The sequence below is a fragment of the Pseudarthrobacter cremeus genome (genome assembly GCF_051857465.1).
In the GTDB taxonomy this organism is placed as follows: domain Bacteria; phylum Actinomycetota; class Actinomycetes; order Actinomycetales; family Micrococcaceae; genus Arthrobacter.
Map to the genome: position 1 here is coordinate 57,269 of NZ_JBPZHC010000009.1, position 16,915 is coordinate 74,183.

Genomic DNA, 16,915 nt, shown 5'->3' on the forward strand with positions numbered 1-16,915 from the left:
AATGGGGGATCTAGCAATAGATTTCTGTGGTGAATGGTACGAACCGTCCGATGAGGAAATCTTCAATATCGGCCGCGAAGGCGATCTCGAGGTGGACGACAACCCTTACCTTCACCGTCAGTTCCTGCAGGTAGCCCGCTACGACGGGATCTGGTGGCTCAGCAACGTGGGAAGGATGCTCTCCGCCACCATCGCCGACGGCTCCGGGGGCATGCAGGCCTGGCTGTCGCCGGGTGCCCGCATACCGTTGGTGTTCAGCCACACCAACGTCATCTTCACCGCGGGCCCCACTACCTATGAGTTCGCCGTGCACCTCAAGACCCCGTCCTTCCGCCAGGAATCACGCGAGGACGACAGCAACGGCGACACCACGATCGGCCCCGTGGTTTTCACCGATTCGCAGCGGGCCCTCATTGTGGCCCTCGCAGAACCCATGCTCCGCCGCGAAGGGACGGGCTTCAGCGCCATCCCGTCGTCGGCTGCAGCCGCCAAGACCCTTGGCTGGGCCCTCACCCGGTTCAACCGGAAACTCGACAACGTCTGCGACAAACTCGACCGGGTGGGCGTGGTGGGGCTGCGCGGCGGCGGCGGCAAGCTGGCCACCAACCGGCGGGCGAGGCTCGTCGAACACGCAGTCACCTCGCATCTGGTCACGGCAGAGGACCTGCCTTTGCTTGAAAAGATGAGGGGCGTGGACGAAGGATGAGAATCCGGCTGACACTCCGCCGGGACCCGGCGGAAACGAAGGACCTGGCCGTCACGGTTGACGGACTGGCCACGGTGGCGGACATCGCCACCCAACTGTGGGCCGCCGACCCCGAGCGGAAGGGATCAACCCCTCCGGAGAACCTTTCGCTGCGCATCGACGAGGCATTTGTGGCCGGCGGAATGCGCGGCAACGTCCTTTCCCGTTCGGACAACCTTCTGGAGTCGGGCCTGCGGCCGGGGTCCGTGGTGTCGCTGACCGAGGTCAGCGAACTCTTCAACGTTCCGGGCGCCAACCGCGGCCCCGCCGCTGCGACGCTCCGGATCCTTTCAGGGCCCGACGTCGGCCAGGAATTCTCGCTGCCCTCCGGCACCAGCTACATTGGCCGGGACCGGGACGTTGACATCCGGCTCTCCGATCCACTGACTTCGAAACGCCACGCGCGCATCAACGTTGGCGAAAGCGTGGAAATCGTTGACACCAACTCCGCCAACGGGCTGCTGATGGACGGCCTTCCCGTTACGCGGGCCACGCTGAACTCGTCGGACACGGTGACCCTGGGTGATACGACGCTCACAGTGGTTCCACTGGGCCGCAACCATGCGGCAGCACCGACGTCGCCCCTTGTCGATTTCAACCGCTCCCCACGCGTGGTTCCCCGCTTCGAAGCCCCCAAACGTGTGCCGCCGGCCGGGCCCAAGAGGCCCGACCACCAGCCGTTCCCGTACATCATGCTGATGGCCCCGCTCCTGATGGGCGGAATCATGTTCGCAGCCACCCGGAACGTGCTGTCCGTGGTGTTCATGATGATGATGCCGCTGTTCATTGTGGGCCATTACGTGGACCACAAGATGCAGGCCAGGCGCCAGCAGAAGGAACAGCTCAAGCACTTCCGGGAATCCATGGCGGCTTTCCGCCAGGACATCACCGAGCTGCAGCATGTGGAACGCGCAGTCCGCCTGCAGGAGGCCCCGTCGGTCAGCGACACCGTGGATTCCATCTACAAACTGGGCCCGCTGCTGTGGACCCACCGTCCGGAGCACATCGGCTTCCTGGGCCTCCGGTTCGGGCTCGGCACCAGCCCCTCACGCATCATTTTCGATGAACCGGCCAGCAACGACACCGACGTTGAGCACATGCGCGAGATCCAGGACTGCCTCAAGCAGTTCCAGGACATAGAGGGCGTCCCTGTGGTCTCCCAGCTCCGGGCTGCGGGGTCTTTCGGCGTAGCCGGGGCGCGCGGCCTCGTTGACGACGTCGCCCGCGGCATGGTGCTGCAGTTCGTGGGACTGCACTCGCCGGCGGAAGCCGTGGTCACCGCCATGACGTCGGCGCAGTCCCGGCAGCGCTGGGACTGGCTGCAGTGGCTGCCCCACGTCGGCTCGGGCCACAGCCCGCTCGCCGGGGACCACCTTGCCGCAGGTTCCGCCAGCGGCTCAACCCTGCTGGCCAGGCTGGAGGACCTGCTCGACGCCAGGGAAGCCATAGCCGGACGCTCAGCCCCCGAGCCCAGGGCGGAAATCAACCCGGCCAGGGACGAGCTCCCGGCTCCGGTGCTCCCGGCAGTCCTGGTGATCGTCGAAGATGACGCCCCGGTGGACCGTGGCAGGCTGACCCGCCTCGCTGAGCGCGGGCCGGACTCCGGCGTGCACGTGATGTGGGTGGCTACCGACATCCAGGCCCTCCCGGCTGCCTGCCGGGACTTCATGGTGGTCGACGGCGAGAACGGCACCACCACCGGGCAGGTCCGCCTGGGGCGCCACTCCTACCCGGTCAGCTGTGAAAGCCTCGACGCTGAACTGGCCGCCCAGCTGGCCAGGATGCTCGCGCCGGTGGTCGACGTCGGCAAACCCGTCAGTGACGACTCGGACCTGCCGCGCGCAGTGTCCTATGCGACATTGATCGGCAAGGACTTCCTGGACAATCCGAAGGCCGTGGCGGAGCGCTGGGTGGAGAACAATTCCGTTCACGCGTCCGCTGTGCCGAACCGCAAGGACAATGGCACACTCCGCGCGCTGGTGGGTTCCAAGGGCATCGAGCCCCTCTACCTGGACCTTAAGAACGAGGGACCGCACGCACTGGTGGGCGGCACCACCGGTGCCGGCAAATCCGAGTTCCTGCAGTCCTGGGTCATGGGCATGGCCGCCGCGTACAGCCCCGACAGGGTGAGCTTCCTCTTTGTCGACTACAAGGGCGGCGCGGCGTTCGCCGATTGCCTCAACCTGCCCCACACTGTTGGCCTGGTCACGGACCTGTCCCAGCACCTGGTCCGCCGAGCCCTGACGTCCCTCCGCGCCGAGCTGCATTACCGCGAACACCTGCTGAACCGGAAGAAGGCTAAGGACCTGCTGGCGCTCCAGCGCGAAGCTGATCCTGAGGCCCCGCCGTACCTTGTCATTGTCGTGGACGAGTTCGCGGCACTGGCCACGGAAGTACCGGAATTCGTGGACGGGGTGGTGGATGTGGCTGCCCGCGGCCGGTCCCTGGGCCTGCACCTGATCCTGGCCACGCAACGTCCGGCCGGCGTCATCAAGGAGAGCCTCCGGGCGAACACCAACCTCCGGGTTGCTTTGCGCATGGCTGATGAGGACGATGCCACTGACATCCTCGGGGTGCCTGACGCGGCCTACTTCGACCCGACCATCCCGGGCCGCGGCGCCGCGAAAACCGGCCCCGGCCGCATCCAGGGATTCCAGACCGGTTACGCCGGCGGCTGGACCACCGAGAAACCCCAGCGGCCCCGGATCGACATCGTCGAAATGGCGTTCGGCTCCGGGCCCAGCTGGGAGGCGCCTGCACCGGAGAAGCCTGTCAGGGAAGCCCCGGCCGGACCCAACGACATCTCCCGGATGACCACCAACATCGTCAGCGCAGCCGATTCGCTGGCCATCAGGCCGCCGCGGAAACCGTGGCTGGACGAGCTGGCCAAGACCTATGACTTCTCCTTGTTGCCCAACCCGCGCACGGACGAGCGGCTGCTGCTGGGTGTTGCGGATGACCCCGCGCGCCAGGATCAGCCCACGGTGTTCTACGAGCCGGACAAAGACGGCAACATGGCCATCTACGGCACCGGGGGTTCCGGAAAGTCCGCTGCCCTGCGGGGCATTGCGATCGCCGCAGCGGTCACGCCGCGCGGCGGTCCGGTGCATATCTATGGGATAGATTGCGGTTCCGCGGGACTGAGCATGCTTGAAGACCTGCCGCACGTGGGCGAGATCATCAGTGGCGACGACATCGAACGCGTCGGGCGGCTGCTGCGCCTGCTTCGGGACATCGCTGACCAAAGGTCAGCCCGGTTTGCCGACGTCAGGGCATCCACCATCGGCGAATACCGGACCCTTGCCGGCAAGCCGGACGAGAAACGCATCTTTGTGCTGGTGGACGGCATGTCAGCCTTCCGTGAAACGTACGAATACAGCCGCCTGTCCGCGCTCTGGGACATCTTCCTCCAGCTGGCCACGGACGGCCGTCCCCTCGGAATCCACCTCGTGGTCACCGGTGACCGTCCCAGCTCTGTACCGGCGTCGTTGCTCGCATCGATCCAGCGCCGGCTGGTGCTGCGGCTTTCCTCCGAGGAGGACTACCTGTCCTTGGACGTTCCCAAGGACGTCCTGAGCAGTTCGTCGCCGCCGGGGCGTGGCCTGCTGGGCGGCATGGAGGTTCAGCTGGCAGTCCTGGGCGGCAACTCCAACCTGGCGCTGCAGGCCCGCGAGGTCCATAAGCTCAGCCAGGCGATGCTGCGCCAGGGACTGGAGCAGGCACCGAAAATCCAGCGGCTTCCGGAGCAGGTGGACCTGGACGTCCTCCCCGCCGGCAGCCCGGACCTGCCCGTCATCGGCGTCGATGACGAGACTCTCCAGCCCGCCGCGATCATGGCCAAGGGCACCCTCCTTCTCGCAGGTCCTCCCGGGGCGGGCCGGACGGTGGCCCTGGTCAGCCTGGCCTACGCCCTTCGCCGGTCCAACCCCGACACGGAGCTGGTCTACATCGGTTCGCGCCGGTCAGCGGTGGCCTCGCTGCCCGTCTGGAACCGGTCGGTGGTGGGTGCTGATGACCTTTCGGACGTCGTCGAGGACCTGATCGCGCACTCCAGCGGAAACCCGGGCAAGGTGGCGATCTTCATTGAGGGACTGACCGAGTTCACGGATTCTGTGGCCGAATCGGGCGTCTCGCAGCTCGTGACGGCGTCGCTCAAAGCCGACCAGTGGGTGATCGGAGAGTCCGAAACCTCCACCTGGTCCTCGGCGTGGTCATTGTCCCAGCCGTTCAAATCGGGGCGCCGGGGCCTGCTCATCAACCCCGGGGACATTGAAGGGGACAGCCTGCTCAATACGTCGCTGGGCCGGGTCAGTCCGGAGTTCATTCCGGGCCGGGGCTACATTGTGGGACGGGGCAAGGCACGCAAACTGCAGATCGCGTTGCCGCCCGAAAACAGGGACTGAAAACCGGCTTTTCCGGCGGAGCCGGGAACCGGGGGATTTGCGGCCCCGTTGTGCGCTGTAGGAGACTACGGGAAACACAAGTTCGCCGCGGAGGGGTGCCGCGCGCCGTCGAAAAGGAAAACATGATCCGATCCTCCGCTGTGCTCCGGAACGTCTCCGCAACTGTTGCAGGTGCGTTTCTGGCGTTGTCGGTGGGGCTCTCGGCGGCTGTACCGGTGCATGCCCAAACCGTTGAACCCACCCCGTCGTGCCTGCTCAACTGCGGTGTCATCCTCGTCGACTCCGGGGATAAGACACCCCCCGGGAACCCCGGAAAACAGGACCCCAGGCCGACCATAGAGCCACCCGCCCCGGCGCCGGCGCTTCCTGCACCACCGGCGGCGCCGGCACCTGCAGCCCCGGAACCGATCGCCACCACGGCTCCGGAACCAATCGTTTCGCCAACCGAGGAGACGGCATCTTCCGCGCCCTCCACCACTGGCCCCAGCACATCGCCGTCGTCCACAACCCCGTCCACGGAATCGAACTGGAACACACCAGTCACCAAGTCGGCCAAGCCCACCCAGGCCGCCGGGGTGTCGCGGAACGACGGCTCCGGCCTCTTCGGCAGCCCCGGGCTGCTGGCCATCATGGCCGGGGTGCTGCTGGTGGGCGTCGCCGGGCTGGCATTTGCCTGGTGGGGCCGGAACCGGCTCTCCTCGCACTGACCTGCATGGGCAGTCCGGGATGGGCAGCGGTGCCCATCGACAGTGTTTCGGGGGCCGGGATAGGTTCTAGGTGATGGATCTTCCGGATGAGCCGGAGGCCGCTGGGGATGCCGACGAGTTCGGATCCAAGATATGAGGAGAAAACTGATGGCTATTTGGGGCGCAGATGTAGAGCAGCTCAGGACTCTGGGAAACAAGCTGAAGGCCGGTGCATCGGAAATCGAGCAGCAGCGGACCAACCTCGGCCGCGTGCTGGAGAGCACCAACTGGGAAGGCCCGGACGCACAGCACTTCCGCAGCGAATGGAACGGCGCCCACACCAGCGCGCTGAACCAGGTCATCCAGGCGCTGAACGAAGCCGGCCAGAAGGCCACCAAGAACGCCAACGAGCAGGACCAGGCTTCACGCTAGCCGCCGGCACCACAAATATCACCGCGAGGGCCCGGACACAGCACAGTGTCCGGGCCCTCCGGCGTTGAGGAGCCACGGTGCCACCTGGCGTAAGGCAAGAGATGCTGCGGGTAGGGCAAGATAGGTTTGTGAGCAAAGCACCCGTCCCCGCAGGGAAGACAGCCGCCAGCACCGATGACCCTACCGGGCCGGACCACGTTCCCTCAGGGTCAGTGCGCGAGGAATACGAGAACCTCGCAGACCTCGTCCGGAAGTACAGGTTCGCGTACTACCAGGAGGATGAACCCCTGGTCTCGGATGCCGAATTCGACACCCTCTTCCGTCGGCTGGAGGAGATCGAGGCGCTCCACCCCGAACTGGTGGCCAATGACTCACCCACGCAGGAGGTGGGCGGCGAAGTCTCCGCCGCGTTTGCCGCCGTCGAACATCTGCAGCGCATGTACAGCCTTGAAGACGTCTTTTCCCTCGAGGAGCTGGAGGCGTGGATCACCAAAGCCGAGGCATCAGTCGCCAGGATCGGGAACGGCACGGCCGGGCCTGCCTGGCTGACGGAACTGAAGATCGACGGCCTGGCCGTCAACCTGCTGTACCGCGACGGGAAACTGGTACGCGCCGCCACCCGCGGGGACGGCACCACCGGCGAGGACATCACCCACAACGTGCTCACCATCAAGGAAATCCCGCAGGAACTGACCGGCACCGGCTTTCCGCCGGAGATGGAAGTCCGGGGCGAGGTCTTTATTCCCTCCAAGGCGTTCGCGGAATTCAATGAGGCACTGATCGAAGCGGGAAAGGCGCCGCTGGCCAACCCACGGAACGCCGCGGCGGGGTCCATCCGCCAGAAGGACCCCGCAGAAACCGCGAAGCGTCCACTGAAGATGTTTGTCCACGGCATCGGGGCGCGCGAGGGGCTGGAGACGCAAAGCCAGTCCCAGACGTATGCCGCGATGGAGAATTGGGGGCTCCCCGTCAGCCCCTACTTCGAAGTGCTCGGCAGCCTCGAGGAAATCCTTGCGTTCATTAAGCGATACGGCGATAAACGCCACAGCCTGATGCATGAAATCGACGGCATTGTGGTCAAGGTTGATGATCTCGCCACCCAACGCGCCCTGGGTTACACCACGCGGGTGCCGCGCTGGGCCGTCGCGTACAAGTACCCGCCGGAAGAAGTCCACACCAAGCTGCTTGATATAGCCGTGAACGTCGGGCGCACCGGACGCGTGACCCCGTTCGGGGTGATGGAGCCCGTGAAGGTGGCCGGGTCCACAGTGGGAATGGCGACTCTCCACAACCAGGACGTAGTCAAGGCCAAGGGCGTGAAAATCGGCGACATCGTGGTCCTGCGGAAAGCAGGCGACGTCATTCCCGAAATCGTGGGTCCCGTGCTCGCACTCCGCGATCAGCAGGATCCGCCTGTCCGGGACTTTGTGATGCCCACCGAATGCCCCTCGTGCGGTACTCCGCTTGCCCCGGGCAAGGAAGGGGACGTGGATATCCGCTGCCCCAACTCCCGGTCCTGCCCGGCGCAGCTCCGGGAACGCGTCTTCCACCTCGCCGGCCGCGGAGCGTTCGATATCGAGGCGCTTGGCTGGGAAGCCGCCATCGCCCTCACCCAGCCCGCCGAGCCGGACGTGCCGCCGTTGACCACCGAGGCTGCCCTGTTCGACATCACCCCCGAAGACCTGGCGAACGTCCGGATCAGGCGTGAGAAGCGCTCCAAGGGAGTGGCCACCGGCGAGTTCGAACTGGTGCCTTACTTCTTCAGCAAGGGCACCGCCAAGTCGCCGTCCAAGCCGACAGCCAACACGGAGAAGCTGTTCAAGGAACTGGAAAAAGCGAAGAGCCAGCCTCTGTGGCGTTTGCTGGTTGCGCTCTCCATCCGGCACGTGGGCCCGCGGGCCTCCCGGGCGCTCGCCCAGACTTTCGGCTCCATGGACGCCATCCGGAACGCCTCGGAGGAAGACCTGGCCCATGTGGACGGGGTTGGCCCCACCATCGCGGCCGCACTCAAGGAATGGTTTGCCGAGGACTGGCACCTGGAAATCATTGACCGCTGGGCGGCAGCCGGGGTCCGGATGGAGGACGAACGGGACGAGTCCACACCGCGCACGCTGGAAGGCCTGACCATTGTGGTGACGGGCTCGCTTCCGAACTTCAGCCGGGACGAGGCCAAGGAAGCAATCCTGGTCCGGGGAGGAAAGGCCGCGGGCTCGGTATCGAAGAACACCAGCTATGTGGTGGCCGGCGAAAATGCCGGCACCAAGTTGGATAAGGCCGAGCAGCTGGGGGTGCCGGTGCTGGACGAGGACGGTTTCCGGGAGTTGCTGGCCAACGGCCCGGCTGCGGCCGCCGCCTCTGCGGGAGCCGTCGACGACGGCGCGGCCGTCGCATCTGCACCTGCCGGAGAAGCTGCGGCCAGCGAACCGGATGAGGCCGAATGAACCACCCGGACCTCGTCACCGAGCTGCTGGCGGTGGCCAGGCGCGCCGCCGCTGCGGGCGCCGCCGTTCTGGCCTCCCGGAACGGCGATGCCCTGGAAGTCAGCAATAAAGGCGACTCGGGCGACTGGGTCACAGCCTTTGACGTCGCCGCGGAGAACGCGGTGAGGAACGCGATCACCGCTGACAGGCCGCTGGACACCATCACAGGCGAGGAACACGGCACCTTGCGGCCGGCGGAACCCAGCGGCTACCGCTGGTCCATCGACCCGCTGGACGGCACCACCAACTTCATCCGGAACATCGTTTACTACGCCACTTCGGTGGCGGTGGCGGATCCCGACGGCGTCTGGCTGGCCGGCGTCGTACACGCGCCAGCGCTGAGCCGCATCTACTATGCTGCCCGGGGACAAGGGGCGTGGCTGGAAGAACGCGACCGGGTAACGCGGCTGGAGGGCCCCGTAGCCGGCCGTGCCGGCCAGATCCTGGCCACCGGCTTCAGCTATGATCCCGCCGTCCGCACGGAACAGGCCGCTTTGCTGGCGGACCTGATGGACGGATTCGCCGACGTCAGACGGCTGGGTTCGGCCGCGCTGGACCTTTGCCTGGTAGCCGATGGGACCCATGACGCCTACGGCGAACGTGGGCTCAACGAACACGATTTCTCCGCCGGCGCTCTGATTGCCGAGGAAGCCGGCTGCTGGGTCCGGCGGCCCCGCCTGGCCAGTCCGCTGGACGGCGGACCCACCGATGACGACAGGCTCGCGGCCTGGACCTGCGCCGGAACGCTGGAGCTCTCGGGCAAGTTTCCGCTTTGACCATGCACGGCCACTAACATTGTCGGGTGCAGCCGCAGATAACCATCCGACCCGCCATTGAGGCCGACTTCGATTCCATCGCCCGGATTACCAGGGACTCCTATCTGGCTGCCGGATATTTCGACAGCCCGGACCACCCTTACATGCGGCAGATCCAGGAGGTTGCCGAGCGTGCAGCGAAGGCCACCATCTGGGTTGCCGAGCGTGAGGGGCGCGTCGTGGGCTCGGTGACCCTGGCGGTGGCCGGAGAACCGTACGCCGACATCGCGTTGGCGGATGAGCTGGAGTTCCGGATGCTTGTGGTGGACCCCGCCGTTCAGCGCAGCGGGGCGGGCAAGGCCATGGTGGAAGCCATCATCGACCACGCCCGGTCCCTCCCGGGAATCAAGGCGGTGGCCCTCACCACCGGCAAGACGTGGGAGAGCGCCCATGGCCTGTACCGGAAATCGGGCTTCACACGGGTCCCGGAACGTGACTGGCTGGTTCCAGGCACCGACATAAAGCTGCTGGTTTACCGGCTCGACGTCTAGCAGCCCTAAAGTGGTGCCGACTCATTTTCGGCACTGAAAGGCCCACCATGCGAAAAACCTTCGGCACCGGCTCCGTCTGGGAACAGACCCTCGGCTACTCACGGGCTGTCCAGGTGGACAACACGCTCTTCATCTCGGCAACGGCCGCCAGCGGTGAGGACGGCATTGTGGGCGACGACTTCTACACCCAGACCCGGTTCATCCTGCAGAAACTCGGGACGGTCCTGGCCGACGCCGGCTTCAGCTTCGAAGACGTCGTCCAGTCCAAGCTGTACCTCACGGACATCAGCAAGTGGGAAGAGGCCGGCCGGGCCCACGGCGAGGTCTTTGGCGAGATCCGTCCCACGCTCGCGCTGGTGCACGTCCTGCCGTTCCTGGACCCAGAGATGCTCGTGGAAATCGAACTCGTGGCCCAGAAAAGCGCCAGCTGACAGCGGCACTTTAACACTGAGGATGTGACGGTGGTCCGCCTGCCCACGTTATCCACATAGGCATTTAGCTTCGCCGTTTTTGTCGGTGCCCGGCGAGATGATGTGGGTATGGGAAACAGGGCAGCGGTTGAGGCGGCGGAGGCTGTTTGTGCTTCCGCGGCCTTGCTGCTCGCTGCGGCTCAGCGCGGGACTGATTCGGGCGGGACCGCGGAGCCTGCCGAGGTGGCTGGGTGTGCTGATGATGATCCGTTGCGCCGGGAAGCTGATGGCTGGTTGGACACGCTGGCGCTGACTACCAGGATTAATGCTCAGGTCGCCGCAGTGATGGTCCACGCGGCCGCCGGGTACGCGGATACGGCCCAGGCGCTGGCGTCCCCTGACATGTCTGATCGCGCCCAGGAGATGGCGGTCGTGGCCGAAGTCGCGTGTGCATTGACGGTCGGCGAAAGGACCGCCTCAGCCCTGCTGGCCGAATCCCAGGCGCTGACGACTGCTTTGCCGTTGACCCTGTCCGCGCTGACGGCCGGGTCCTTGTCGTGGCAGCATGCCCGGGTGATGGTGGATGAGACCACCAGCCTGGACCCCGCCGCCGCTGCTGCGTTGGAGGCGCATTTCCTGGACCCCGGGGTGGAGAACCCCAATCGGGGCTGCCCGGCCGGTGAACTGGTCGCCTCCAGGTTCCGGCACAAGGCCCGGATCTGGCGGGAACGGCACCACCCGGTCAGCATCGAAAAACGCCACAACAGGTCGGTCGCGGACCGGCGGCTGGAATACCGGCCGGACCGGGACGGGATGGCCTGGCTTTCGGCGTACCTGCCCGCGGACCAGGCCGCCGGGATCTGGAACCGGGTAACCGCCGCCGCCCGCGCCTTGCAGGGCCCGGACGAGGACCGCACCCTCACCCAGAGGCGGGCCGACACCGCCGCCAACCTGCTCCTCGGCGGCGACATCACGCCCAACACGGAAGCCAGCGGCACCGTGGTTCCCGCTGACGGAGGCACCGGGCTGACGGCGGACACGGGTAGCGGCAAGGGCGGAAGTGCCGCGGGGCGGGTGCCGTCGCCGCGGGCGCAGGTCCTGCTCACCGCGCCCATCATGGCGTTGCTCGGCGCCACCGATGAGCCGGCGATGCTGGACGGGTACGGGCCGATTCCGATCACCATGGCACGCAGGCTCATCGCCGACGGCGCCACGTCCTTCCACCGCGTCCTGATCGACCCCCGGGACGGTGCACCGCTGGAGATCGGCCGGACCAGCTACCCGGTCACTAAAGCCCAGCGCCAATGGCTGCGCCTCCGCGACGGGAAGTGCCCGTTCCCCGGCTGCCACAACCAGTCCCTGGACAACGAAGCGGACCACCTCCTCGCCTGGACAAAGGGCGGCACCACCGGCATCAGCAACCTGGCCCAGCCCTGCCCCAAACACCACAAGCTCCGGCACACCGGCGGCTGGGAACCCGGCCCGGCCACCAAAGACCACCCGCCCGGCTGGATCTCACCCACCGGCCGACGCTACGCCAGCGAATACCCCGACTGGGAACCACCACACTGGCCAGAAGACCTGCCGGAAGACCTGCAGGTTCACCTGCCGGCCGTGAGCATCCCCGCCGGTCCGGGGTTGCATGCTTCCTCAGGCCCGCACGAGGATGCGATACCGGTTGATCCGTGAGGGTTGCAGGCTGATTCAAGCCCGTCCGAGGATGCCATGATCCGTTGATCCGTGAGGGTTGCCGCGGCTTTCCGGCCCCGGAGTGCTTGACGGCTGCGGGCCAACGATGACTTCAGCCGGGTCGACCGAACCTACCGGGCTGGAAGGCCGTAGCGGTGTTCGGGACGGCCGGTGCTTCCATAGCGCAGCTGGATGTCCACGGCGCCGTCGTCGGCCAGCGAGGACAGGTAGCGTTGCGCCGTGGCCCGGGATACCCCCACGCGCGTCGCGACTTCAGCGGCCGAGTACTGCTCACCGGGAACCAGTGACTCCAGGACGGCGGCCTCCGTGGCCGAGCGGGGTTTGGCCGACGGCGTCACATCGCCGGGAATCAGGGCACGTTTGGCACGCTCCACCGCTTCCTGGTCCAGCACGCCCGGCTGGCCCAGGATGCGGCGGTACCTGGCATAGGACCTCAACTGCTGGGAGAGGGACTCGGCGGTGAACGGCTTCAACAGATACCCCAAGGCTCCGCGGCGGAACGCAATGCGCAGGGATGCAGCGTCCGACGCCGCGCTGAGGATCATCGTGTCCACGTCAAGCTGCTGCAGCAGGTCCAGACCGGACGCATCCGGCAGATACACATCGAGCAGCACCAGGTCCGGGCGCAGGCTGTGGATCGCCTGCAGGGCCAGCGACGCCGAACCCACCGGCGAAAGCGCGAGGAACCCAGCCACCGAATCCACATAGGCGGAGTGCAGCTTGGCCACGTGGAAGTCGTCGTCCACAATCAACACCCTGTAATCCTCAGGCATCGTTATCCCTTCCAGCTGTGTCCCTGATGGCGGCTGCGTGCTCGGTTCCAGTTGTTTCCCTGCTGCCAGCTGCCGGTCTGTCTGTTGTGCTGCTTCCTGCAGTGGTGCGGGGCAGCGACGCCATAAACACGGCGCCCGGTCCTCCCGGCGAGCCGGCCTCCAATACCCTCACGTCGCCGCCGCGGCGGCGGGCCAACTGCCGGGCAAGAGCCAGGCCCAACCCTTGGCCACCGCTGGAACGGCTGAACCCGGGAGCCCCTGATCCTTTTGCCGCTGTTGCCGCCGCACCGGACATAGTGCCCGCCGTTGTGAATCCTTCGACGAAGACAGCTTCAGCGTCCGTCCCGGCGCCCAGCCCGTCGCCGGAGTCGGCGACAACGATGTGCAGCGTGCCGCCGTCGTCGTCCGGTTCGTCGAGCACTTCCAGCTCCACCCAGCGGTCAGGGGAGGAGCCGGCGACGGCGGCGTTCACAGCATTGTCGATCAGGTTGCCCAGGACCGTGGTCACATCCTGAGGCTCGGTGACCTGGCCGCGGACCAGAGTCTCGGGGCCAATCCGCAGCGCAACGCCCCGTTCGTCTGCCTCCACACCCTTGGCGCCCACGAATGCCTGGAGGTAAGGGTCCTGGAGCAGTTCGGCCTGGTCCACCGGAAATTTGAGTGGCCCGGTGGCCGCAAGCCCCGCCAGGTAGTCGCGGGCCTGCTGGTGTTGCCCGATGCTCATGAGCCCGGCGATGGTGTGCAATTGATTTGCGAACTCGTGGCGCTGGGCGCGCAATGCCGTGGACATCGTGCCCACGGCGTCCAGCTGCCTGGTCAGCTGCTGCAGTTCGGTGCGGTCGCGCAGCATGATCACCCAGCCAAGGTCCTCCCGGCGGTGCAGGGCCTTGCGGGCGCTGACCACCAGCACCCGCCCGCCGGCCACCAGCTCAATGGCGTCCCCTTCCGTGGCATCGGGCAGTGTCAACGCTTTGAGCTGCTCCGGCACCGGCGCATCTGCCCAGGGGGTCCCGGCAAGGTCCGGCTGCGACAGGAGGCGCTGGGCGGCGGCGTTGAACACGCTGATCCTGCCATCGGCCGACACGCCGATGACGCCGTCGTCCACGCCCTGCAGCACGGCCACCTGATCGTGGACCAGGGTGCTGATTTCCTCCGGCTCCAGGCCCAGCGTCAGGCGTTGAAGTCTGCGCCGCAGCAGAAACGACGCCAACACGCCCGTCAGCAGCGCACCGGCAGCAGCCAGGGCAACCGGCCCGATGTCCCGCGCAACACTCTGGCCGACGCTCTCCATGGAGTATCCGACGCTCACTTCACCCACAATGGTCTCTGTCCCGGGTGCATACACCGGGACTTTGGCGCCGGCCGATGGGCCGAGCGTGCCGGTGTTGCGGGTGGTCACCTCCCGTCCTGCGAGGGCCTCGGAGGGATCGGTGCTGACCTTTTCGCCCAGCCGGCCAGGGTCCGGGTGGGCGAGCCGCAGCCCGGTCTCATCGGTGATCACCACAAAGAGGGCACCGGTCCGGGTGCGTGCGGCCTCAGCGGTGGCCATCAGCGGGCCGGCAAGGAGCTCCGCGGGCGGGGGAGTGCCGGGCTGTTCACTGATGGCCAGCACGTCGGCCCGTACAGACGGGTCCGAGGCCACGGTGCGTGCCAGCGTCAGGGCCTGGTTTTCGGCTTCGGCGCCGATCCTGCCGTAGGTCAGCCACGTGTGCACGCCGGCGCTAAGCACGACCACCAGCAGCACCACGCCCAACTGCAGGAGCAGGGTCTGGGTGGAGAACCGCATCGGCGGCCGGGCGGCTGGACGCTGCATGATCCTCCTTTGGAAAGCGCATCTTCGGCTGGCAGGGGCACCACGCGGAACCCTCACGCAGGGGCGCCATCCAGCGGCACCACGGCGTGAGCACAATGCGCAAAATGCTCTGAATAAGCAGTATGCCAATCAATTGAGCCAAAGGCACAGCCGTGACGTCCGCCACCCTAATGTCTGTAGCACGCGTCACGTCGTTGTGTCGCCGTTCACAAGAAGGAGCCGGCCGTGCTGGTATTACTTGGATTCGCCATGATCGCGGTATTCATGGTGCTGATCATGACGAAGAAGTTGACGCCAGTCCTGGCGCTGATCATTGTTCCCACCGTTTTTGGCCTCTTTGCAGGTGCAGGACTTGGCATCGGGGACATGGTCCTTGACTCGATGAAGTCCATGACCTCCACCGCGGCACTGCTGATGTTCGCCATCATCTACTTCGGGTTGATGATCGACGTCGGCCTGTTCGACCCGCTGGTGAAATTCATCCTCCGCAAACTCGGCAACGACCCCGCCAAGGTGGTCCTCGGCACGGCCGTCCTCGCCGCAGCAGTGTCCCTTGACGGGGACGGCTCCACCACCTTCATCCTCACCACCGCGGCCATGCTGCCGGTCTACCTGCGGCTCAAAATGAGCCCGGTGGTCCTCACCTGCGTCGCCGGCCTCGCCAACGGCACCATGAACATCCTGCCGTGGGGCGGCCCCACCGCCCGCGCCGCCACCGCCCTGAAGCTCGACGTCAACGACGTTTTCGTCCCCATGATCCCGTCCCTCATCGCCGGCCTCGTTGTGGTCTTCGCCTTCGCCTGGGTGCTGGGCATGCAGGAACGCAACCGCCTCCGCGCCACCGAACCTGACATCTGGGGCGTGCCGGATACCGCTGAAAAGTTCGACGGCGGCACTGAAGCAGGCGCCGGTGGCGCCCCCGCCGGTGGTACCGCAGCCGGTGGTACCGTCCGCAAGGGTTCCGGCATCCTCGGAACCGGGGCTCCCGCCGTCGGAGGCTCTTCAGTTGCCGTCCTTGAGCGCACCGAAACGCTGGTGGATGACAAAGACACCGCCATGGCTGACACGGCCCTGGACCCCAACCGCCCCACGCTGCGGCCCAAGCTGTTCTGGTTCAACCTGGGCCTGACCGTCGCCGTCATGGCGGTGCTGGTTGCCAACGTCGTGCCCCTGCCGTTCGTCTTCATGGTGGGGTCCGCCGTCGCCATGCTGGTGAACTTCCCCAAGGTCAAGGACCAGGGTGCCCAGCTGATCGCGCATGCACCTTCCATCGTGGCTGTGGTCAGCATGGTCATGGCCGCCGCCGTCCTGACCGGTGTCCTGAAGGGGACCGGCATGGTGGAGGCAATGTCCGCGTGGCTGGTCCAGATCATCCCCACGAGCATGGGTCCCTTCATGGCCGTCATCACCGGCGTCCTCAGCATCCCCATGACGTTCTTCATGAGCAACGATGCCTTCTACTTCGGCGTCCTGCCCGTGCTGAGCGAGACCGCCGGACACTACGGCATCAGTGCTGCCGAAATGGCCCGGGCCTCCATCACAGGCCAGCCGTTCCACCTGCAGAGCCCGCTGGTTCCGGCCATCCTGCTGCTCGTTTCATTGGCCAGGGTTGACCTGGGCGATCACCACAAAAAGGTGCTCTGGCGGACCGCTGTGGTCTCCCTCGTCATGCTCGGCGTAGGGATGCTTACCGGAGCCATCGGAATCGGTTAGTCTTATCCTGCCTGTGGCCGGCCCCCGGGGCCGGGACCACGGTACCGAGGTGCCCGTCTGAAGCCCGCTGGGGGTCGTCAGACGGGCACTGACGTTTCCCCACTAGACTGGTTCGGAAAACAATTCAAACTTTGCAGGGGAGATCCATGGCTGCGATCAACCGTGACGACGTTGCGCACCTCGCGCGGCTCGCTCACATCGAGATGAGTGCCGAAGAGCTGGACAGGATGGCCGGCGAACTCGCCGTCATCGTTGATTCGGTCAAATCAGTCAGTGAAGCCGCCGGCGACGACGTCCCGGCCACCTCCCACCCGATCCCGCTGAGCAATGTGTTCCGCGAGGACGTCGTGGGCCACACCTTTACGGCTGAGCAGGCACTCTCGGGAGCACCGGACTCGGATGACAACCGGTTCAAGGTCCCCGCAATCCTGGATGAGGCATAAG

13 protein-coding genes are annotated in these 16,915 nt (G+C 66.3%); 11 read left to right on the forward strand and 2 right to left on the reverse strand.

The window, feature by feature from the left end; translation table 11 throughout:
• Position 1: 1 nt before the first annotated feature.
• The 9 genes from ACS5PJ_RS16345 (at position 2) to ACS5PJ_RS16385 (ending at position 12,151) form a co-directional block, all read left to right on the forward strand.
• Positions 2 to 706, forward strand: coding sequence for a hypothetical protein (locus ACS5PJ_RS16345; RefSeq protein WP_439435925.1), 705 nt, complete (start codon positions 2 to 4; stop codon positions 704 to 706).
• Positions 703 to 5,148 (forward strand): type VII secretion EssC family protein, encoded by a 4,446-nt coding sequence (locus ACS5PJ_RS16350; RefSeq protein ID WP_439435926.1) that lies wholly within the window; start codon positions 703 to 705, stop codon positions 5,146 to 5,148. The genes ACS5PJ_RS16345 and ACS5PJ_RS16350 overlap by 4 nt, the downstream gene beginning before the upstream one ends.
• A 122-nt stretch (positions 5,149 to 5,270) precedes the next feature.
• Positions 5,271 to 5,855: a hypothetical protein gene (locus tag ACS5PJ_RS16355; protein ID WP_439435927.1), complete on the forward strand. Its 585-nt coding sequence runs from the start codon at positions 5,271 to 5,273 to the stop codon at positions 5,853 to 5,855.
• A 147-nt stretch (positions 5,856 to 6,002) separates the two neighbouring features.
• Entirely contained in the window at positions 6,003 to 6,266 is a 264-nt protein-coding gene (locus tag ACS5PJ_RS16360) for a WXG100 family type VII secretion target (protein WP_354147146.1), read from the forward strand.
• A 128-nt stretch (positions 6,267 to 6,394) separates the two neighbouring features.
• A complete protein-coding gene (ligA, locus tag ACS5PJ_RS16365; protein WP_439435928.1) occupies positions 6,395 to 8,707 on the forward strand; it encodes an NAD-dependent DNA ligase LigA in 2,313 nt (770 codons plus the stop codon).
• On the forward strand, positions 8,704 to 9,522 hold the full coding sequence (locus ACS5PJ_RS16370; protein ID WP_439435929.1) for an inositol monophosphatase family protein: 819 nt from the start codon (positions 8,704 to 8,706) through the stop codon (positions 9,520 to 9,522). Before ligA ends, ACS5PJ_RS16370 begins: the two co-directional genes overlap by 4 nt.
• Positions 9,523 to 9,548: 26 nt before the next feature.
• Entirely contained in the window at positions 9,549 to 10,052 is a 504-nt protein-coding gene (locus ACS5PJ_RS16375) for a GNAT family N-acetyltransferase (protein ID WP_439435930.1), read from the forward strand.
• Positions 10,053 to 10,099: 47 nt separating this feature from the next.
• Positions 10,100 to 10,483, forward strand: a complete 384-nt coding sequence (locus tag ACS5PJ_RS16380) for a RidA family protein (RefSeq protein ID WP_439435931.1) — start codon at positions 10,100 to 10,102, stop codon at positions 10,481 to 10,483.
• Positions 10,484 to 10,591: 108 nt separating this feature from the next.
• Positions 10,592 to 12,151 (forward strand): HNH endonuclease signature motif containing protein, encoded by a 1,560-nt coding sequence (locus ACS5PJ_RS16385; protein WP_439435932.1) that lies wholly within the window; start codon positions 10,592 to 10,594, stop codon positions 12,149 to 12,151.
• A gap of 131 nt (positions 12,152 to 12,282) precedes the next feature.
• Here ACS5PJ_RS16385 and ACS5PJ_RS16390 read toward each other — a convergent pair whose 3' ends face one another.
• Positions 12,283 to 12,945: a response regulator gene (locus ACS5PJ_RS16390; RefSeq protein ID WP_439435933.1), complete on the reverse strand. Its 663-nt coding sequence runs from the start codon at positions 12,943 to 12,945 to the stop codon at positions 12,283 to 12,285.
• The gene (locus ACS5PJ_RS16395) at positions 12,938 to 14,758 is read right to left on the reverse strand and encodes a sensor histidine kinase (protein ID WP_439435934.1); all 1,821 of its coding nucleotides are present in this window, start codon (positions 14,756 to 14,758) and stop codon (positions 12,938 to 12,940) included. Before ACS5PJ_RS16395 ends, ACS5PJ_RS16390 begins: the two co-directional genes overlap by 8 nt.
• A 225-nt stretch (positions 14,759 to 14,983) precedes the next feature.
• Between ACS5PJ_RS16395 and ACS5PJ_RS16400 the strand changes: the two genes are divergently transcribed.
• Together ACS5PJ_RS16400 and gatC are read left to right on the forward strand one after the other, a co-directional pair.
• Positions 14,984 to 16,471 (forward strand): CitMHS family transporter, encoded by a 1,488-nt coding sequence (locus tag ACS5PJ_RS16400; protein WP_439435935.1) that lies wholly within the window; start codon positions 14,984 to 14,986, stop codon positions 16,469 to 16,471.
• Positions 16,472 to 16,617: 146 nt separating this feature from the next.
• Positions 16,618 to 16,914 carry an Asp-tRNA(Asn)/Glu-tRNA(Gln) amidotransferase subunit GatC gene (gatC, locus tag ACS5PJ_RS16405; RefSeq protein ID WP_108598482.1) on the forward strand — a complete coding sequence of 99 codons (297 nt, stop codon included), beginning with the start codon at positions 16,618 to 16,620 and terminating at the stop codon, positions 16,912 to 16,914.
• The last annotated feature ends 1 nt before the right edge of the window (position 16,915 follow it).

What these genes read in the sequence shown, in the direction of transcription:
- ACS5PJ_RS16345 (WP_439435925.1), top strand. Translation starts at nt 2, where the DNA reads ATGGGGGATCTAGCAATAGATTTCTGTGGTGAATGGTACGAACCGTCC.
- ACS5PJ_RS16350 (WP_439435926.1), top strand. Translation starts at nt 703, where the DNA reads ATGAGAATCCGGCTGACACTCCGCCGGGACCCGGCGGAAACGAAGGAC.
- ACS5PJ_RS16355 (WP_439435927.1), top strand. Translation starts at nt 5,271, where the DNA reads ATGATCCGATCCTCCGCTGTGCTCCGGAACGTCTCCGCAACTGTTGCA.
- ACS5PJ_RS16360 (WP_354147146.1), top strand. Translation starts at nt 6,003, where the DNA reads ATGGCTATTTGGGGCGCAGATGTAGAGCAGCTCAGGACTCTGGGAAAC.
- ACS5PJ_RS16370 (WP_439435929.1), top strand. Translation starts at nt 8,704, where the DNA reads ATGAACCACCCGGACCTCGTCACCGAGCTGCTGGCGGTGGCCAGGCGC.
- ACS5PJ_RS16380 (WP_439435931.1), top strand. Translation starts at nt 10,100, where the DNA reads ATGCGAAAAACCTTCGGCACCGGCTCCGTCTGGGAACAGACCCTCGGC.
- ACS5PJ_RS16385 (WP_439435932.1), top strand. Translation starts at nt 10,592, where the DNA reads ATGGGAAACAGGGCAGCGGTTGAGGCGGCGGAGGCTGTTTGTGCTTCC.
- ACS5PJ_RS16390 (WP_439435933.1), bottom strand. Translation starts at nt 12,945, where the DNA reads ATGCCTGAGGATTACAGGGTGTTGATTGTGGACGACGACTTCCACGTG.
- ACS5PJ_RS16395 (WP_439435934.1), bottom strand. Translation starts at nt 14,758, where the DNA reads ATGCAGCGTCCAGCCGCCCGGCCGCCGATGCGGTTCTCCACCCAGACC.
- gatC (WP_108598482.1), top strand. Translation starts at nt 16,618, where the DNA reads ATGGCTGCGATCAACCGTGACGACGTTGCGCACCTCGCGCGGCTCGCT.